Genomic DNA, 16,728 nt, shown 5'->3' on the forward strand with positions numbered 1-16,728 from the left:
GCCTGCTTCAAAATACTCATGATCTGAGCGTCGCTATATTTCGATTTCTTCATCAGAATCTCCTCTTTCATCATTCGAGAAAATTCTACTTTCAAACACCCCTAATGTTCGGGGGGATTACCCCCAGAATTCAGAGATGAAATTTTTTTCGGCGTTTTTGCTGTTGATTTACGGACAACTTCAGCCAGTGATTTTCCACGAAATTCGTACTTCATGTTCTGCTCCGTTTGGGAGCCAAAAACATGCCAACACATTATTTATTAACAACTAAGTCTACGTACGCCGTACTGCTCTAACAAATCGCTCCTCTGCATTCAGCTGCCATTTTCATGCAATTTTATTTGCAAAATATCGCGGTTTAGCTTTTGCACCAGCGCAGTAGCATTCAATATGGCCAATGCGGTTTCAATCATTTCAAGCCCTAAGAAACCATACCCTGACACGCTTATTCTCGGTGTCTTATGGTGTATGCATGAAACAGATGCTGACAACAAAATCGCTCGACGCGTTGAAACCTGCGACTGCAAAGCGGTACGAGGTACGCGACGCGAAAACACCCTGACTGCATGTGCGTGTGTCGACCACAGGTGCCAAGGTGTTTTACACAATGGTGCGCCCAAACGGTTCACACATGCGCATCAAAATCGACCCTTATCCTTTAGCCTCCCTTGCACATGCTAGACGTCGCGCGATGGAAATCGCGCGTGATGTCGAGTTGGGCGAGTTCGACAAGCCCTCCGAAGTTTCTGAGGCATCGGCCCTGACGCTGGGCGAGACACTCCCCAAGTTCATCGAGCTTCACGCCAAGCCCAACACCAAGGACTGGAAACGCACTGAATGCGTTCTGCACAAATTCAACGGGCTGAATGAACGGCCCATTGATCAAATATAACGGCTGGATGTCAGCAAGGGGCTGGACGGCATCATCGCCAAGGGTACAGCAACAAGCACAAATCGGCGCTCGCAGCAAAGGGCTTGCGCGGCTATAAAAATAGGTGCGGGACGCTTGGAAAATGGTGCCCGGGGGCGGAATCGAACCAGAATTCATTGCCAACATATACATCTGTAATTAAAGAGTAAATTGTCCCGCGCCAATTAGCCTGTGTGGTGATTTGTGTAGCAGAGTGTGGAGCAGAACTTGTCGGAAAAAGCCAGGAAGAATCCACCCCAGATGACCATGCGAAATGGACTTTGGCATCTACGAATGCGTGTTCCCGCTCGATACTCAGTCGTTGAGAGCAGGAAAGAAATACATCGAAGCCTATCAACCGGCGACCGTGTTACCGCCGAAGCCCGAAAGGCGCTCGTGAAGCAGCAGGTGCTGGCTGATCTTGATGCAAAACTGGCAATGACATCTCCAGATCCGACGAGACAATACGAAACCATGACGCAGCTTGCAGCTTCGCGATCATTTTCATACCAGCCCGCAGCCGAGTTGGCTTCCAGAGGTGTCGAAGCCATTCTGGAGCGTATCGACGACTTGAAACGTAACAATGACGCGCCAACTTCCAGCATGGCTGCTGCACTTTTGGGTGGGGTAGAGCGACCTCAACTGACGATCACGCAAGTGGCTAAAAAAATGCCAGAATGGTTCCCTGAAGATCTGATCGACAAGCACGAGAAACAAAAGAAGGTCTGGCGGTCTCGATGGACCCGCCCAGTCGCTAAATTCACTCAGCTGATGGGGCAGGACCCAGTTTTTTCGGACATCCCACGCATTGACGCTGTGGCACTTCGTGACGCTCTGAAAGATCGAGTGATGGATGGGGACCTCTCCGGGTCCTCCGCACAGAAGGAAATCAGCCTGCTCAATTTGCTATGGGAAAAATACCATGACGCGATTGGAGCGGATGATCGCGAAGTTCCGCCTTCTCCATTTTACAACCTTGGCAAAGGGTTTTCTAAGTTTGGCGGCGATGATGAACGGAAGCTTGAAGTCCCACTTGAAATCTTACGCGAGCAAATACTTGCTCCAGGGTCATTGATGTTCATGAACGATGAGCTCCGTGACATCACACTCATCATTGCTGAAACGGGCGCTCGACAGTCTGAGATAACTGACATTCCGCCCCACTCCATCTTTCTCGACCAAGGCATCCCTCATGTTTGGATCAGAAAAGAAACAGGGGAATGGGCCCGCGAGATCAAGAACAAACCCAGTAGGCGAAAGATCCCTCTTCTGGGGGCTGCCCTTAGCGCCATGAAGCGCCATCCAGGGGGATTTCCGAGGTATCGCGGAAAAGGCACATATTCCGCAGCCGCAAACAAGGTTCTGCACGAAAAGGGAGTATTGCCTGCGGAGATCACGATCGGCGGCCTACGCCACACTTTCGAGACCCGGATGAGAAACGAAGGCCTCAGCAATGAAGTCCGGGCTGAAATGATGGGACATTCTTTGAAGAAGGCTCGTCACCGCGAGGTCTACGGAGACGAAATGTCCCTTAAAGAAAAACGGGAAGTTATGAAGAAAATTTCTCTCTCAAATTAGGATGTGGGACCTCCAACAAAGATACACGATGGAATTGAAAACCTCGAGGCACCCTCTTTTCGAGCGCCTCGAAATGCCAGCGTCCTAATTATGCTGCCTTCTTAAACGCGCGAGCCTCCCGGTCTCTGCGAATACTTTCCAGCGTATCATCAAGGGCCTCCAGCTCTCGAAGGGCTTTCTTAAGGCATGTGTATTCGGCCAGATAATTCTCGCCGTCTTCCCGATCCAAGACCATAGCCTCGGCAAACTTGAGGCCGAACTTGAGTTTCGCGATTTTTTCGTGACGTGGCATATTTTTGAACTGGGTCAATTTTGATCTCCGGGGTTAAGGAGATCAGGAAGTGGGTTCGTTCAAAATTTGAGAGAAATAAAAACTCGATTTCCACCTAAATACTTGATTTTTAGGGGTATTTCAACCCCTTTAGTGAATTTTCGACAGCGTTTTTTCGCCAAAACTCAGTGCCTCTATCTTGTCATCCAGTGCGCGCTTCGAGCGTCTCAGAAGCTTCCATCGGTGCATCAGATTGATGAGTTCGATGGTGCGGGCGTCGAAGATGTTTTCCGTCTCGATATCGAACTTGAGCGACCTGTCTCCCAGGTCCTCGCGGTGCTCATTTGCCGACCTTCGGATGGTGTCGCCGAGGAGGTCGAGGAGGTCTTCGTCGAGTGTCTCGCAGCCCTGGCGCGATCGCAGCTTTTTCAGGGTCTCGAGTATCAGGTTTTTGGAGCATCCCCGAGGCACTACACCTGCATCCGGCCATTCCTCAGAGAGCAATCGCCCCTGCACGATTACATCCAGCACCAGCTCATGAACTTCGCGTTCCGTCAGCTCATCCATAGTCATTCCTTTCGGTAGATGCAGGCGCGTCGTTGGCCCGCTCAAGACGCTGGCAGATGATTGTTCCTGCCAGCGGGTGCTCATGCCGCCTGAGCCAACCTGACGGGGGCTTCCAGCTTCTCCATGTGCTCGCGAAGTTGGTCTGCCATCAGACAGATGTCTTCGACGTAGGGAGCGGCGGGATCGAGCGTCGCGAAATATGCCGCCTCAGGTCGGTCGGGATCGTGCACGTGTTCGAGCGAAAGCAATTCGTGCAGCCGTGTCAGGCTCTGCATCATGCGTCGGTTGAGAACCGTGGACGAGCAGACATCGTCGATGAGAGCGTTTGTCGCTTTCACAGCGGGCATACCGCCTAAAACGAGCGCCGCGTTCTGCAGGCCTTCTGAGTGGCTCCACAGATATTCCTGCAGGTCGGTATGCACCGGGGAAATCAGGTCGAACATTAGAGTTCTCCATGTTGTGCCGGCCGCGGGAAGCGATCGGTATCAAGCGTGGCATGGTCGGATGTTCTTTCCCATTCTTGAAAGTCGCCCTGACCGCAGGAGGAGGAAGTGGCGTAAGCCGAGCGCATGGGCGGCACTTAGATTTGATCAAAGCTGAATGGATTTCCGCTTTCTGAACCGCTTCACGAAGGGCATCCATTTGCCGTTCGCGCCCTCACCGAGAGGGGCGAGAATGGAAAGGGGATATGCCTACTCACTTGCTTAATGACGCTGCGGGACGCATCCGCCGAGCACGATGACCACCATGCAACCGCACAACTCGACATTGATTTTCGCGTGAAGAATAAGTGTTGTGAAGCAGCCCCTTGCAACCAGAATCCCAAGCGATTGCGGCTAATACCGCTTCATCATTCCCACAATACGGGTGGGCTTATGGAAGCACGATTTTATCGCGGTGAGGGAACAGTGGAATGCAGCAAATCCGCCAAATCAGCCAGTTCGCGTAGATCGCATCGGCGCTGAAAGGCACGCCATCATGGTGCAGAGAATGCGCAACACTGTGACGAATGCTTGGTCCATACTTGGAGAGAAAAACGCGCTCGATATCGTCCGTCAGAGCACGGCCAAATACTTGGTCAAGTTCCTCTCGCATGGCATCGAACAGAGAGGAAATAGTCCGGTTTTCCTGGGTTCCAGTCGCATTGTCAAAAGTCGAAACGTCATGGCCCGCACTCTTCAGAATGTGTCGCAGGATACCCTCAAGCATCGGCGTCAAGATGTGCAGGGCGCTGATGTGATCGGCCTCAAAAAACCGAAGGAAGCCAGTTGAAATCGTTGTATGCAAATCCGGGGGCACTGCCGGGCTATGCGCGAGCAGATCAGCGACGTGATCGAGCGATACGAAGTGCTGCTGCATTATCGAACTGCGGGCTACCTCGATTGTGGATCGAGCAAGGATCTGTCGCCGAATACTTTCCGACCGATGAATGGTCGGTAGCAACGCCACAATATCACTTTCGCCACCCGGATCGACTCCAGGCGCCTTTGCGACCGTCTTTCCGTCACGATCCATGTAGGAAGCAGAAATGAGCGAAGAGAGTGGGGCTTCTTCAGCGCTTTTTTGCGCCTTTTCCACCAATTGCTCCGGGTCGGGAGATCGGTCGAGGTCCGCGAAGAGCAGGAGCAAGTCAAGCAACGGCATTCCATCGAGTCGTTTCTTGGTTTCTTCAGCAATTTCTCGAAAGTCCATAGGAGTTGAAATCGTCTGCAGCTCCTCCCGAATACCCTCTTGGACATCTACCAAACGATGCCTCAGGGCCTTCCGACGCTCTCGCGATCCGGGATGGCCGTGGTATTGCGAAATCGCCATCGAAAGCCAATGAGACGCGAGCATCGCGCCACCAGGTTTTCCATCAAACTGATCAGCAGCCCTGACGTAGCTTTCCGCTGCATTTGCCTGGCATTCGAGCTTTTTCTCATCGTTCTTGGCCATCCGGTATGCTCTGGATGCCAAAATCCAAAGCTCCGCATCAATATTACCCTCGATGCCAGTGCGATCTCCTTTCAGCACATCAACAATAAGATCACCCACGGCAAATGGATCCGATGCCCCCCAGTCCAAGTCGAGTTCCGAGAACCTTCGAAAGAAGTTTTGTCCCGGTTGTGCAGCGGACCGAATCCTGCAGTTTTTCACAAGCTCTATGATAACTTCATGTTCTGTTTCCGGCCTGCCGATACCCCTGGACACAAATAGAGCTCGCCGCAGGGTGTCAAAACCGGAAAGACCAACCAGGCCATTACCGTGATCCTCTACGAGTTTCCCGCTCTCAAGTTCTTTAGCCACGTCGATATACGCTCTTAACGCGCGCATCCCGATCTCGTGGCGTTTTCGCTCCAAAAGCCATGCAACGTCACATATTCGGGCGAGGACGACTGAGTTTTTTGTTGCCTCGGAGCATGCCACCATGGCTTCAACCGGGGAACCAACAAAATCTGCTGGCTCAGCGGTTCTGCGATTTTCCATCCGCATCATCGCGCCATATGGCTGACCGGGTTCACCAGACTTCTGATACATCTGCATCAATGAACCGAGCATCATATAGACATGCCGGTGGTCGTGATCACTTGGTAACTTTTCTGCGGTCTTGAAAAACGCATCCGCGTAAGTGCGGGTTCTCGGCGAAACCAAGCTTGAGATCGGCCCATCTATGTCGATACCGTTCACGTGCTTTGCTTCGGCAAGCTGCCAGGCTGCTTTCGTCATGACTGAGGACCTTTTGAAAACGCAAAGATGCTATATTGCACAGTCAACATCGCCGCTCGGCAAAATTATTCAAGTGCGATAAACGGCCCAGAACTAATTGATTATGCAGCAACATACATTGGCAGTGTGTTTTCCTTTCTGTTCTGCCTTTCACACCAGTCACGGCATCATTCCAAAGCGTTTCCAGTTTCAGTCGCCCGGACAAGCCGGCGCCATCCACTGCTGGCGTGGGCTTGTCCGGTGGGTCGCTGGCGATCCGGTTCTGCCTGTCAGGAGGTGAGCTGGGTGGTTAGCGGAGCTCTCTTCCTTCCCTTCGTTCCTCAGGGAGTCTCAATACTATCCTGTTACGGACACGGACCTGTCCGGCCTTAAGCCGCGGCTAATTCCGGCAAGGTGCCGGCCTTTTTAAGTTCGTAATACTTGGTCCTGCCAATGCCGAGTGCCAGCCAGGGCTTTGTCCGGGAGGCACTGTTCTTAGCCAGATATTCGTCACGTGTGGCCGCACCCTGTGCCGCACGCCTCGAGCGCTCAGCCACCGCCTTGCGGTGCCTGCGCTCTTCAACCGGGACGACCTGACGCAAGCCCAGATCCCGGGCCAACTGGGGCGAGACCTCCAGCTTCTCCGCGATCGTTGATCCCTTATAGCTGTAGCGCCCATCCTTCCAGACGCAATGCGAGGTGGGACGGCTTGCCTTGTCTACGGCCTGTCTGACGGTTGCCTGCACGTCAATCGTCTTCAGACCCGGAGTGGCGATGGCTGCCATATTGGTGATCTGTGCCTCGATGTCACCGGCATCCGGGATATGTGTAAGACAGGTCGCATAGAAATGTAGCCAGGTGTTGCGGTGGCCGACAGGAACCATCCCGCCGAAAAAACTCCGAAAGGCCTCCAAATCCTCCATAATCTGTCGGAACCGCTGAGGCTGGGTCAGGCCCCTTGGCATGGCAGCGCCGGTCTTTGGCGAACTTTTCTTCCGGTTCTTCCGGGCCTCTTTCCTGGCCAGGTATTCCGCTCGCGTGGGCCGGCCACAAGCCTGGTAAATCTGATCTTCCAGCTCCTCGAATAGATAGCGTTGCAGGGCGCCACCAGCAACCCCAACGCGCTTCCTGGATTTCTCGTTGATGCTCCCTGGAATTCTGAAGACGCGGGATTCATCATTGCACAGCGGATCCGCGCCAAAAGACAGGGAGAGTTCGATTAGTGCCTTCAGTGCGGCGCGCCAGCGTTTTTTAATCGTCCACGGCAATTCCTGAATCAGCCAAATAGCTGCGACCCCTCTGCCAGTGTGCAGAATGATGGACGGCTGAGGCAGTCCGCGCACGGCAAGATGGGCGGAATAAGCCGCCTGAACCTTGTCAGGTGTCTTTCCACGCCAGGCGATGGTGTTACGATAGTCGAGGTCGACAAACAGCGCGTTCACTGCCGCCAGGCTGTTGTTTTTGCGTTTGCCCCAGAAGCGGTTCAACGAGACAAAAGAAGGTGCGTCCAGGAAGGTTGGCAACTGATCGAGAAGCGTGTCCTTGTAGTAGGTCCAGGACTTGGCTCTACCATCCGGCAACATGGTCAAAGTAGCCGGCCCACCAAGGCTACCTTTGGGATGAAGCAAAGAGATGTAGTCCTCCGGGGTGAGGGCCTGCGGGATCGGATTGTGCGGGGCGAATTTTCGCGGATCTGTGTGTTGCATCCGCGGGAAATAGGCCCGTGCCCGCTATCCCGGAAAAGTGGGTTGAAAATGAAACTCAACACCACTTCCCCGCGCCTCAGATCACGAAGCAAGTCTAATTTTTCAATTTCTTACCTAATTTCAAACTTACCTTCCGACCTACAAACTTACCTACTTTCCAAACTTTCAAACGGACAAACAAACCTACTTACTAACTGACCCGCAAACATTGCCCGTGAACCCGGCATTTTATGGCTGGTGAATTGTCATATGGCGCTGGAGACCTCACTTCGTGAGGGAGCACGGGGCGACGATGCCAGCTATCTGTGATAAACCTTCAATGAAGGAGATAGCGAATGACCGTGTTCGAAATTGCAATCAATGTCTGCATATTGCTCGTCACAGCAGCTGTGTTGCTCTATCTACGGCATCTGGTCCGGATATCGGGAAGCGATCCGGTCGACGATCCTGAGAGGGTCAAAAGATTCCGCGAAACAGCCCCGTATCATCTGCTGGAACGCGGCAACTGACGGCCAGCTAAATTTTGGCCCTCGGGCATTGCGTGTCCGGGTTACTTGCCTTTGGTCAATCCATGCCCGAAAGGCTCTCTGTGGATATACTATGGCGTTCCTCTAACAATTGAATAGTGCGCAAAATCCTTTGTTTTTTGAGGTTTTCGATCAATCCAGAGAGGGTCGACAAAAAAATGTTTGAAAGTCGTTTTGGCGTTTGAAGTGACGATCCAATCATTCTCCCAAGTTTTGGCAAACACAGGAGAACGACATGCCGCGACCACCGAAATTTTCTGACGAAGAGATCATCTCGACCGGCGAAAAGCTGACCGCCGAAATTGGCAGACATGCCACTGCCACGGAGATCCACAAAGCCCTTGATGGCCAGGGTCGCCTCAGCCGCATCCGAGAAATCTGGGGCAACTACATATCGGCGAAAGAACAGGACACAAAAGCCGATATACCGCTGGCCAAAACGACGCTGGGGCAGATCAGCAATGTGGTCACTGTTCTGGAGCAATCGGTGCAGGATCTGATCCAGAAGCTGATCCGCGAGATGACTGAACAGAATGTGCGGCAACTTGGCGCCCGCGATCAGGAGATTCTGCAGATGAAGGCTGAGTATGCCGAACAGCTTCAAGTGCTCCAGAAGGAAAACGCTTACCTCGCGGATTGTCTTGAGCAATATGAGTCTGCGGCAGACGCTACCGAGATCGAGGTCCCCGCGACCGAACTGTCCGCGGTTGAAGCAATGGCTCCGGGTGCAGCTTCGCCTGCGGAGGCTCGTAAGCCTCTAAATCGACCGTTGAAGAAAACTCCGGCTCCTCGCAAGGCTTCCCGGTCTGCGCCCCGCGCGCCCAAGCCATCGCACACTCAAACGCAGACCCCATCCTGACGCTATCGAACTGACTGGAGGCTGCCATGGCGGCCTCCGCCTCTTCGGGCGAACGGGCACTCTGAAGCAGTTGCCGTTCCGTCTCGACAACAATTTTGCGCTCGGCTTCACGCTCCGCGGCAATCTGCTCGGCCAATTCACGGTCCTGTTCGCGCTGCAACGCACGAAGCTGCAACCAGGAGGACCACAGCTCTGCATTCCGCTGCTGCACTGCGGCCCGGCGCTTTCCGGCGAGAGTTGTGTCTTCCCCGATTTCGAGCTTCTGTTTGCGGGACCGAGCTGCCCGTCGGGGTCCAAGATGATCCTGCGCCACAAGACCTTCGGGGGCGTCTCCAGCAGCAATCATGGCTTCATAGGATCTAAGATCGACCCTCGCGTCGGAACCGATCTTCTTCAACGCAGCATTAGTCCTCTTTTCCCATTCCTGACGAATTCTGAGAATTTCCCCTGGCCCAGACGACTTATCGTCAAGAATCCTGGTCTTGGCACCGAATACCCCTGTATCCCGGCACACGTTCCGGGTCGTCATCAGGATATGAGCGTGGAAATTCCTGTTGGTGAATCGAGGATCAAACAGGCTTGCATGGTATGTTGCACGACCCGTGTCGCTTCTGTCTCGTGCCAGAAACTTGCCGAGAGCCTTCTCATGGAACTCGGGGGCATGTAGATCGGCCTGCGCAGCAACGCCGTATTCGTCACGTAGCCATAGCGAAAACCCCCGAACAAGCCGAACCTGATCGGCCAGCGGTAGCTCGGCCGGAAGGGAAGGACGCAGTTCCCGGACAACCCGTGCATTGCTTCGGGTTTCCGCCTGCTCCGCGGCATTCCAGAGATCTTCTGCAGAGCGGCTCCAGTTGATTAGTTCATGTGATAACAGCCCGACCTTTCCGGTGCCGGAAAACCTTTTACCAAGGCGTGTGTCCCGGAAGGCAGCACGTGCTGTGTAGGCGGCGGATTTGACGGCGCTCCGACCATCGGCCCGGGAATGAACAACGACTTCAAGTCTGCTTGCAGGGTGTATCATAGCAGGGAAGTCGGTCCCCGAACCGGATTCCGCTCCCTACGCCCCGCCGGCGAGGCGCGCAGGCAAACTTCAGTTTGCGTAACTGCGCGCAGCCCCAACCCTGGGCATGCGATGGGCGCCATCGAGGTGCCTTTGCTGCGCAGCCCAGTATTCCGGGAGCGGATGTGAAATCCGGGAGCCATTTCCTGTCCAATGAAACGCAAAACGGAGAGGGAAATTGGCAGATCTGGACACTCAAATTGAACAGGCCCAGCAGCGATTGCGAGACCTGCAGGCGAAGGCACGCAAGCAAAAGCGGCGGGATGACACCCGGAGGCTGATCCTCTATGGCGCGGCCTGCCTTGCTCACATCGAAACGCTTGACGGCGACAGGCGAAAAACAGAGGCCATGGGAAAACTGCATACGCAGGTCACTCGAATAAGCGACAGGGTGTTCCTTGGGTTGGAGCCGCTGCCCGTAAGACCAGACATTGATCCAGCGACCAAAGCAGAGAAAGCTGTCCCGAACGAATAAAGGAATTGAGCTTCATGCGATCATGGCGGCGCGAGGCTTGCGCCGCCCAAACAGGCCGCGTCGCTTTTGAGAAGACTTTGCCTTTGGGGGGTGAATTCCCTGACGTTCCTGATCAGGCGTTTTGGTAGGGAGACTTGCATACAGCCGACCCCAACCAATGCCCTCACCGGGAAATTGACCAATGACTACGTCACCTTGGGAATTGGGTGCGAACCGCGGGTCTGATTGCTGCACCCGGACACGCCGCTGGCACATAAATCGCGTCGGTTTCACCAGGTTGAGCACCGCCAGATTGGCGGCATTCCTGACTGTCAGGGAGAACTCCGATAGCTTCTCGGGAAATATGGACGTTCCGTAGGCCAGAACAGCTTCGCCAGTCGCATCATCAACATGGATGACCAGACAGGGGCGGTCCTTGTCTCCAGGACCATCAGAATGAGGGAAGCGGAAAGAAACGATGTCGCCGGTGGAAAGCGGACGCGCTGCGCCCGGCATATGTGCCGTCATGGAGGGCTCCAAGATTTGAGGAAGATCTTGTCGCCCCTTCTTCAGATCCATCCTTCGGATGTCTCTGAATGCTCTCTTCGAGTTCATGTGAACCGGAGCGACACAAGCTCTGCTCCGGTCTCACTGAACTCTGAAGAGAGCTAAGTGCTATGTTTTCTGGGATTTTTCTCGACGCCGTTCAAGGGGGATGAAACAAAACTTTATGGCGAAAATGCAATTAAAGTGGCTTCGGTTTTTCAAATTTCGGCCAATGTAAATTACCCCAAGCAGTGAAGACTGCAAAAAGATGAAAATGATCCTGCGATGTGAGAGGTGGCGGAAAGTTCATGCGATCTGAGAAGGACGCTCTGACAGTATTTTTCAGCCACCTCAGATGAGAACGAAATGTGAACAAATTTGTGGGAAACTGATCGGATAGTTGCTATTACTGGCCTGGACCGGGCCGTTATACCCATATATAGTGCATAAAAAAGAGGTGCGACCAGGATGAGCCAAGGCTTCACATTTATTGATCTTTTCGCCGGAATCGGTGGTTTGCGCCAGGCTATGGAGAGCATCGGCGGGCACTGTGTCTTCACGAGTGAGTGGGATAAGTTCTCAAAACAGACTTATGAGGCCAACTACCGCGACAACCGCCCTATCGTCGGCGACATTCGTGAAGTGGCAGCCGAAGAAATCCCGCCGCACAATGTTCTGTGCGCTGGTTTTCCCTGTCAGCCGTTTTCTTTGGCAGGTGTTTCCAAGAAGAACTCACTCGGCCGAGAGCATGGGTTTCGTGACGAAGCACAAGGAACACTGTTCTTTGATGTCGTCAGGATCCTTGAGCATCATCGCCCTGAAGCCTTCATGCTCGAGAATGTCAAAAACCTGACGAGTCATGACAAGGGAAAAACCTTTGAAGTGATCATGGGCGCTTTACGGCAACTTGGATACTCGGTGAAGGCTCAGGTCATCGACGCCCAGCACTTCGTTCCTCAACATCGCCAGAGGATTGTGATCGTTGGCTTCAAGGAAGACACCGGTTTCACTTTTGAAGACCTCCAGTTGAAGCCTAAGGGCAGTATCAAGCTTGGGTCGATCCTTCATCCTCAGAATGGAACTGAGGCAGCCGAAACTCCTTATACTGAGGGCCCGGATGCCAAGGTGAACCCAAAATACACACTGACGGATAAACTTTGGGAATACCTACAGAACTACGCTGCCAAGCACAAAGCCGCAGGAAACGGCTTTGGTTTTGGTCTGGTTGGACCCGAAAATGTCTCTCGGACGCTGTCTGCTCGTTACCACAAAGACGGGTCTGAGATCCTGATTGATCAGGGGAAAGGTAGTAACCCTCGCCGCCTGACACCGCGTGAATGCGCTCGCCTCATGGGGTATTCCGATGACTTCAGAATTCCGGTGTCCGACACCCAGGCCTATCGCCAGTTTGGGAACAGCGTCGCCGTTCCGGTGTTCAAAGAAGTTGCACGCATTATGGCCCCTCATCTTGCGCACGTGATGGACAACCGCCCGAAGGAGGCAGTCTCTGTCTGACGTTCACGATCCAGCTACCCGCAGCCGAAACATGTCGGCTATTCGGAGCAAGAACACGAAGCCAGAACTTCTGATCCGCCGCGGGCTTCATGCTCGCGGCTTTCGCTTTCGCCTTCATGATAAGGTGCTCCCGGGGACACCAGACATAGTCTTGCGCCGATACAGCGCTCTGATTGATGTGCGGGGATGCTTCTTCCATGGTCATGACTGCGACCTTTTCCGGCTACCGCGCACCCGAAGGGATTTCTGGGAGAACAAAATTTCCTCCAACAGAAGGCGTGATATCAAAACAGCAAATGAGCTTCAGGATATGGGATGGAGGGTCGCAATTGTCTGGGAATGTGCCCTCCGTGGACCAAAGAAAATCAATTCGGAAACTGTTATTGACTCTCTCGCCCAATGGCTGTCCTCTGACGAAAAATTATTTGAAATCAGAGGCGTCGACTCATGTTCACCTCCCTGAGCAACCTTATTTCAGCAATGCAGGATGCGGGGGCGAAGCGATTTTATGCGAAGCGTCTCGCCCCAAATGACAACTCGAAGAACCAAGTTTACTTGGGCGGCGGCTTTGATGCCCTCAACATCATCCCGCATGGTGAGATCGAGACCGATTTTTCTGAGAAAGCAGGATCTGTCCGGCGGCGCGACAAAGCTTCCGTCGAGTTCTATTGGATAGACAGCCAGGGAACATGGCGAGCACCCAACGCCCAACTCATTCTTTACCCCAAATATCCCGAAGTCAGGATGTCGGGTTTTCTACAGAAAGCTGTGAACGCACCGAAGGGCCTCATGGTCTCTCGCGATGAAGGGAGGGTGATGTTCTTCGGTGTTTCCCTTGAGGGGCGCGTATTTGGCTATGTAGACGCCCATGATTCTGACGTAGTCGCCGAGCTTGACGCTCTGGGCGAGTTTCCGTCGGAAGGTGTATTCTCAAACATCACCCGTCTGGCAACCAAAGCCAGCCGCGACCCTCGTGAGATTCTTCTGGAAACACTTCGGAATGTTCATGGCAAAGGCTGGATTCCCGGTCAAAGACTGCACTCCGATGGGGTCGTCAGGCCGTATTCCGCACAGAATGGTGGTGGATATACCCTCGAAGCTGAACTGGGGATTATCCCCAACGGAATCGCGGAGCCTGACTTTATGGGATGGGAGATCAAGCAATATTCCGTCAGGGATTTCGTGAATTTTCGGGCGAAATCACCAGTCACATTGATGACTCCTGAGCCAACCTCAGGCGTATATTCTGACAATTTTCCGCTGTTTATGAATGACTTCGGCTACGACGACACTAAAGGCCGGCCGGGGCGCAGGAACTTCGGCGGCATTTACAAATACGGATCCGAAGCGCACGCGCGCACTTCGGTTCGGATGATCGTTGAAGGATACGACACGGAAAAGGGCAAGATTGACGACATGGGTGGGAGCATCTTGCTGGTCGCCCCTGATGATCGCGTTGCCGCAGGCTGGGAGTTCAAGAACCTTCTCAATCATTGGAATCGCAAGCATGCTCAAGCGGCCTACTTTCCTTCGCTGTCATCCGGCAACCCGAGGCAATATCAATATGCCGACAGGGTCCAGCTTGGCCAGGGAACTGATTTTTTCAGGTTCATGCGGCTCGTCAGCCAAGGCGGTGTCTATCTCGATCCTGCTGTGAAGGTCGAAGATGGCAAACAGAAGAAAAGAAATCAGTTTCGGGTTTCTCATGCAGATCTTCCAGATCTGTATCAATCCTTCGAAACCCTGCAATTCGCTTGATCGTTGTCAGATCGCTTTCAACTCACCACGCCATATTGCTTTTCAGCTGTAGAATTTGAAGAACCCCGAACTTAGCTCGAAGTAATGCGTTCTTGCGAGCAAACTTGATAGAGAATTGAGGGAAAATGATTGAGAACCTTACCGTCGGAAAAGCGGCTGCATTTTTCAGCATAAAAGAGAACCTCACCCATGCAGTGGTCGACGAATTGTTCAAGGAACTCCGCAAAAAGCACGGCACCACCCGAAATAACGTATTTAGACACATTCGCGAATGCGTGGGTGACGCGTGTTGGTCCGCAATCTGCTTCAAGTATGAAGCACCACCTGTGTTTCTCGATTCGGCTTCTGGAATGCGAGAGGAGCTCCTCGGTTACTTACTCTTAGTAGAATACCAAGAACATGTGGCGGTGTTTACCTCGCGCCTCAGTTTGCCATCCGCGTTCAAAACAAAACATCTTGCACCGGTCGCAACGAGTCGGGTGGAGGGAGCAATTGCACACGAAGATGCAGTGTTCCAGAAAATGAGAATGCGAAATATGTCCGTGTCACAACACGTGATGCGAAACAAAACACTGGAAGCTCCGAATTTGGCAAATGTCGTGGGGCCAGCGGGCAGTCGTAGATATGCTCCGCAGACCTACGCTGTCACCGTCGATGGCACCTATAGAACTGCTACCCCAAGCACAGGTCGGATTGGAGTTCGATCTGGAAAAGTAGACCATGAGGATCTGATTGAGTTCGCCGTAACCACTATCGACGCACTGCGTCAGGATCCTGTCGATGTTTCACCCTTCATCAAAACCTTTGCCCGGCCAATCTCGCTTACTGACGCCCTGAGTTTGTCACAGCCTTCTGCTATCGCGGTAGATACGGCACGACTTGCGGAGGCGGTAATTGGCGACGATGCCACCAAAGCCACCTATCGGCTGGTTTCGACCGAAGGGGAAACTTCTGAGCTCTCTATCGACGAAATAGAAGCGCTCCTCAGCGACCTCGAACCTGCGCTGATCATCGAAGGTGACGGGAAGATGCGTTCAGCACGACTCCCAGATCAGGGTGATGAGTGCGCCAGGATCAGCTTGAATAAGAGCCGAATTGCGTTGAGATCGCTAACACTTGGTGCCTCAGCCTCGGTGAAAGTTGAATCGCGCAGTGTAGCGTTGGGAGAAGATCCTGATCAGCGAACACTTCAGTCATTTCTTGATGAAGAGAACAGCTTCATTGTGCTTTTCGACGATGTGACGCTCTCCTACGTTGATGGCCAGGTGTTTCAAGATGAAGCAATGTTCGATGGGGGTCGCGGAGTTCTACCTTACTTACTTCCGGAAGCGTCCCTCCAAACCGTGGTCAGCGAGAAAGGTAATTTCGTGGCGAACCAAGTTGAGTTCGACGACACCTCCACGTTCGGGGCCATCGTTGAGCACGTCGCTGCGGAGGATGATGTCTTAGTCTGCGATGACCTTGGCGATGAATGGGCAGACTTCATTGGTATCAGGGAAGATGCAGGCTTTGTCCAAGTGAGTTTCTACCACGCGAAACATGGCCCACTTGAGCTCAGCGCTGGATCGTTTCACATAGCTGTAAGCCAAGCGATTAAAAACCTTGGGAACATGATGCTTCCGCCAGAGCGAATGGAGGCTAAAATCGAAGGTTGGAGCACCACTTACAATGCGCCGAACCAACCGACTCAAATCGAAAAAATTATTCGAAACAATACAGGCGATATTGGTGCGTCGGTCGCCCGAGGAAGAAACGCGCCAGATGTGCGACGGCGAGCGATAATCGTAACTTCATCGCTCAGTAAGCAGGCAGTCGAGGACGCGTTTTCCGACATTCAGAAAGGAAAGCGTCCATCCCACTCATTCGTTCAATTGTATTGGCTCCTTCAGTCATTCTTCTCGGCCTGCACTGAGGTAGGCGCGACAGGATCAATTGTCTGTCAACCTTGAGCTTTCTGTCCTTACAAGATGCGTTGCGCATTGGAGTGACATGCAGCGAGTGCAAGGTTGATCGTCACGATCAAGCTTCAACTCTGTGTCGGTCAGCTTCTTGGCCGAACTACACATCGGCCATGCTCAACTCGAGATGTGGAGCAACTTGTGTAGCAAGTTGTGTAGCAAACTCGGATAAAAGCTTTCTGCAAAGCGGCTGCAAGCGGGTTTTATTGCAGCAATAACAACAAGTTGCGAGCTTCAATCTCTTAGAGAGATGGTGCCCGGGGGCGGAATCGAACCACCGACACGAGGATTTTCAATCCACTGCTCTACCCCTGAGCTACCCGGGCACGGG

15 protein-coding genes, 1 tRNA gene and 1 pseudogene are annotated in these 16,728 nt (G+C 53.2%); 9 read left to right on the forward strand and 8 right to left on the reverse strand.

The features are described from left to right. The first annotated feature begins 574 nt into the window (after window positions 1-574). Both N6L24_RS11590 and N6L24_RS11595 read left to right on the forward strand, forming a co-directional pair. Window positions 575-892 (forward strand): Arm DNA-binding domain-containing protein, encoded by a 318-nt coding sequence (locus N6L24_RS11590; RefSeq protein WP_271845196.1) that lies wholly within the window; start codon window positions 575-577, stop codon window positions 890-892. Window positions 893-1,138: 246 nt separating this feature from the next. Next, entirely contained in the window at window positions 1,139-2,488 is a 1,350-nt protein-coding gene (locus N6L24_RS11595) for a DUF6538 domain-containing protein (RefSeq protein ID WP_271844852.1), read from the forward strand. An 88-nt stretch (window positions 2,489-2,576) separates the two neighbouring features. Here N6L24_RS11595 and N6L24_RS11600 read toward each other — a convergent pair whose 3' ends face one another. The 5 genes from N6L24_RS11600 to N6L24_RS11620 form a co-directional block, all read right to left on the reverse strand. Next, the gene (locus N6L24_RS11600; RefSeq protein WP_271844853.1) at window positions 2,577-2,798 is read right to left on the reverse strand and encodes a hypothetical protein; all 222 of its coding nucleotides are present in this window, start codon (window positions 2,796-2,798) and stop codon (window positions 2,577-2,579) included. A gap of 111 nt (window positions 2,799-2,909) precedes the next feature. Further along, complete coding sequence (locus tag N6L24_RS11605) at window positions 2,910-3,326, reverse strand: hypothetical protein (protein ID WP_271844854.1); 417 nt, start codon at window positions 3,324-3,326, stop codon at window positions 2,910-2,912. A gap of 80 nt (window positions 3,327-3,406) precedes the next feature. Continuing rightward, window positions 3,407-3,769: a hypothetical protein gene (locus N6L24_RS11610; RefSeq protein ID WP_271844855.1), complete on the reverse strand. Its 363-nt coding sequence runs from the start codon at window positions 3,767-3,769 to the stop codon at window positions 3,407-3,409. A 430-nt stretch (window positions 3,770-4,199) separates the two neighbouring features. Then, entirely contained in the window at window positions 4,200-6,032 is a 1,833-nt protein-coding gene (locus tag N6L24_RS11615) for a DUF7380 domain-containing protein (RefSeq protein WP_271844856.1), read from the reverse strand. 368 nt (window positions 6,033-6,400) lie between these two features. Then, entirely contained in the window at window positions 6,401-7,717 is a 1,317-nt protein-coding gene (locus tag N6L24_RS11620) for a DNA-primase RepB domain-containing protein (protein WP_271844857.1), read from the reverse strand. Between the two features lie 335 nt (window positions 7,718-8,052). Here N6L24_RS11620 and N6L24_RS11625 point away from each other — a divergent pair, with 335 nt between their 5' ends. Together N6L24_RS11625 and N6L24_RS11630 are read left to right on the forward strand one after the other, a co-directional pair. Beyond that, complete coding sequence (locus N6L24_RS11625; RefSeq protein ID WP_271844858.1) at window positions 8,053-8,226, forward strand: hypothetical protein; 174 nt, start codon at window positions 8,053-8,055, stop codon at window positions 8,224-8,226. Between the two features lie 253 nt (window positions 8,227-8,479). Further along, complete coding sequence (locus N6L24_RS11630) at window positions 8,480-9,103, forward strand: hypothetical protein (protein WP_271845210.1); 624 nt, start codon at window positions 8,480-8,482, stop codon at window positions 9,101-9,103. Window positions 9,104-9,506: 403 nt separating this feature from the next. Here N6L24_RS11630 and N6L24_RS11635 read toward each other — a convergent pair. Next, window positions 9,507-10,127: pseudogene (locus tag N6L24_RS11635) on the reverse strand (MobA/MobL family protein); the annotation flags it as partial. Window positions 10,128-10,344: 217 nt separating this feature from the next. Here N6L24_RS11635 and N6L24_RS11640 point away from each other — a divergent pair. Further along, entirely contained in the window at window positions 10,345-10,641 is a 297-nt protein-coding gene (locus N6L24_RS11640; protein WP_271844859.1) for a hypothetical protein, read from the forward strand. A 12-nt stretch (window positions 10,642-10,653) separates the two neighbouring features. On the opposite strand, the gene N6L24_RS11645 is transcribed toward N6L24_RS11640, so the two are convergent. Next, complete coding sequence (locus N6L24_RS11645; RefSeq protein ID WP_271844860.1) at window positions 10,654-11,148, reverse strand: hypothetical protein; 495 nt, start codon at window positions 11,146-11,148, stop codon at window positions 10,654-10,656. 486 nt (window positions 11,149-11,634) lie between these two features. Here N6L24_RS11645 and dcm point away from each other — a divergent pair, with 486 nt between their 5' ends. The 4 genes from dcm to N6L24_RS11665 all read left to right on the forward strand — a co-directional run bounded on the left by dcm (window position 11,635) and on the right by N6L24_RS11665 (window position 16,388). Continuing rightward, window positions 11,635-12,681 carry a DNA (cytosine-5-)-methyltransferase gene (gene dcm, locus N6L24_RS11650; RefSeq protein WP_271844861.1) on the forward strand — a complete coding sequence of 349 codons (1,047 nt, stop codon included), beginning with the start codon at window positions 11,635-11,637 and terminating at the stop codon, window positions 12,679-12,681. Window positions 12,682-12,712: 31 nt separating this feature from the next. Then, on the forward strand, window positions 12,713-13,144 hold the full coding sequence (locus tag N6L24_RS11655) for a very short patch repair endonuclease (RefSeq protein WP_271844862.1): 432 nt from the start codon (window positions 12,713-12,715) through the stop codon (window positions 13,142-13,144). Beyond that, on the forward strand, window positions 13,129-14,439 hold the full coding sequence (locus N6L24_RS11660) for an MvaI/BcnI family restriction endonuclease (protein ID WP_271844863.1): 1,311 nt from the start codon (window positions 13,129-13,131) through the stop codon (window positions 14,437-14,439). The genes N6L24_RS11655 and N6L24_RS11660 overlap by 16 nt, the downstream gene beginning before the upstream one ends. 125 nt (window positions 14,440-14,564) lie before the next feature. Continuing rightward, window positions 14,565-16,388: a hypothetical protein gene (locus tag N6L24_RS11665; protein WP_271844864.1), complete on the forward strand. Its 1,824-nt coding sequence runs from the start codon at window positions 14,565-14,567 to the stop codon at window positions 16,386-16,388. A 260-nt stretch (window positions 16,389-16,648) separates the two neighbouring features. Here N6L24_RS11665 and N6L24_RS11670 read toward each other — a convergent pair. After that, window positions 16,649-16,723: transfer RNA gene (locus N6L24_RS11670), tRNA-Phe, on the reverse strand. Window positions 16,724-16,728: the final 5 nt, after the last annotated feature.

Source organism: Cognatishimia sp. SS12 (assembly GCF_028369055.1).
In the GTDB taxonomy this organism is placed as follows: Bacteria; Pseudomonadota; Alphaproteobacteria; order Rhodobacterales; family Rhodobacteraceae; genus Cognatishimia.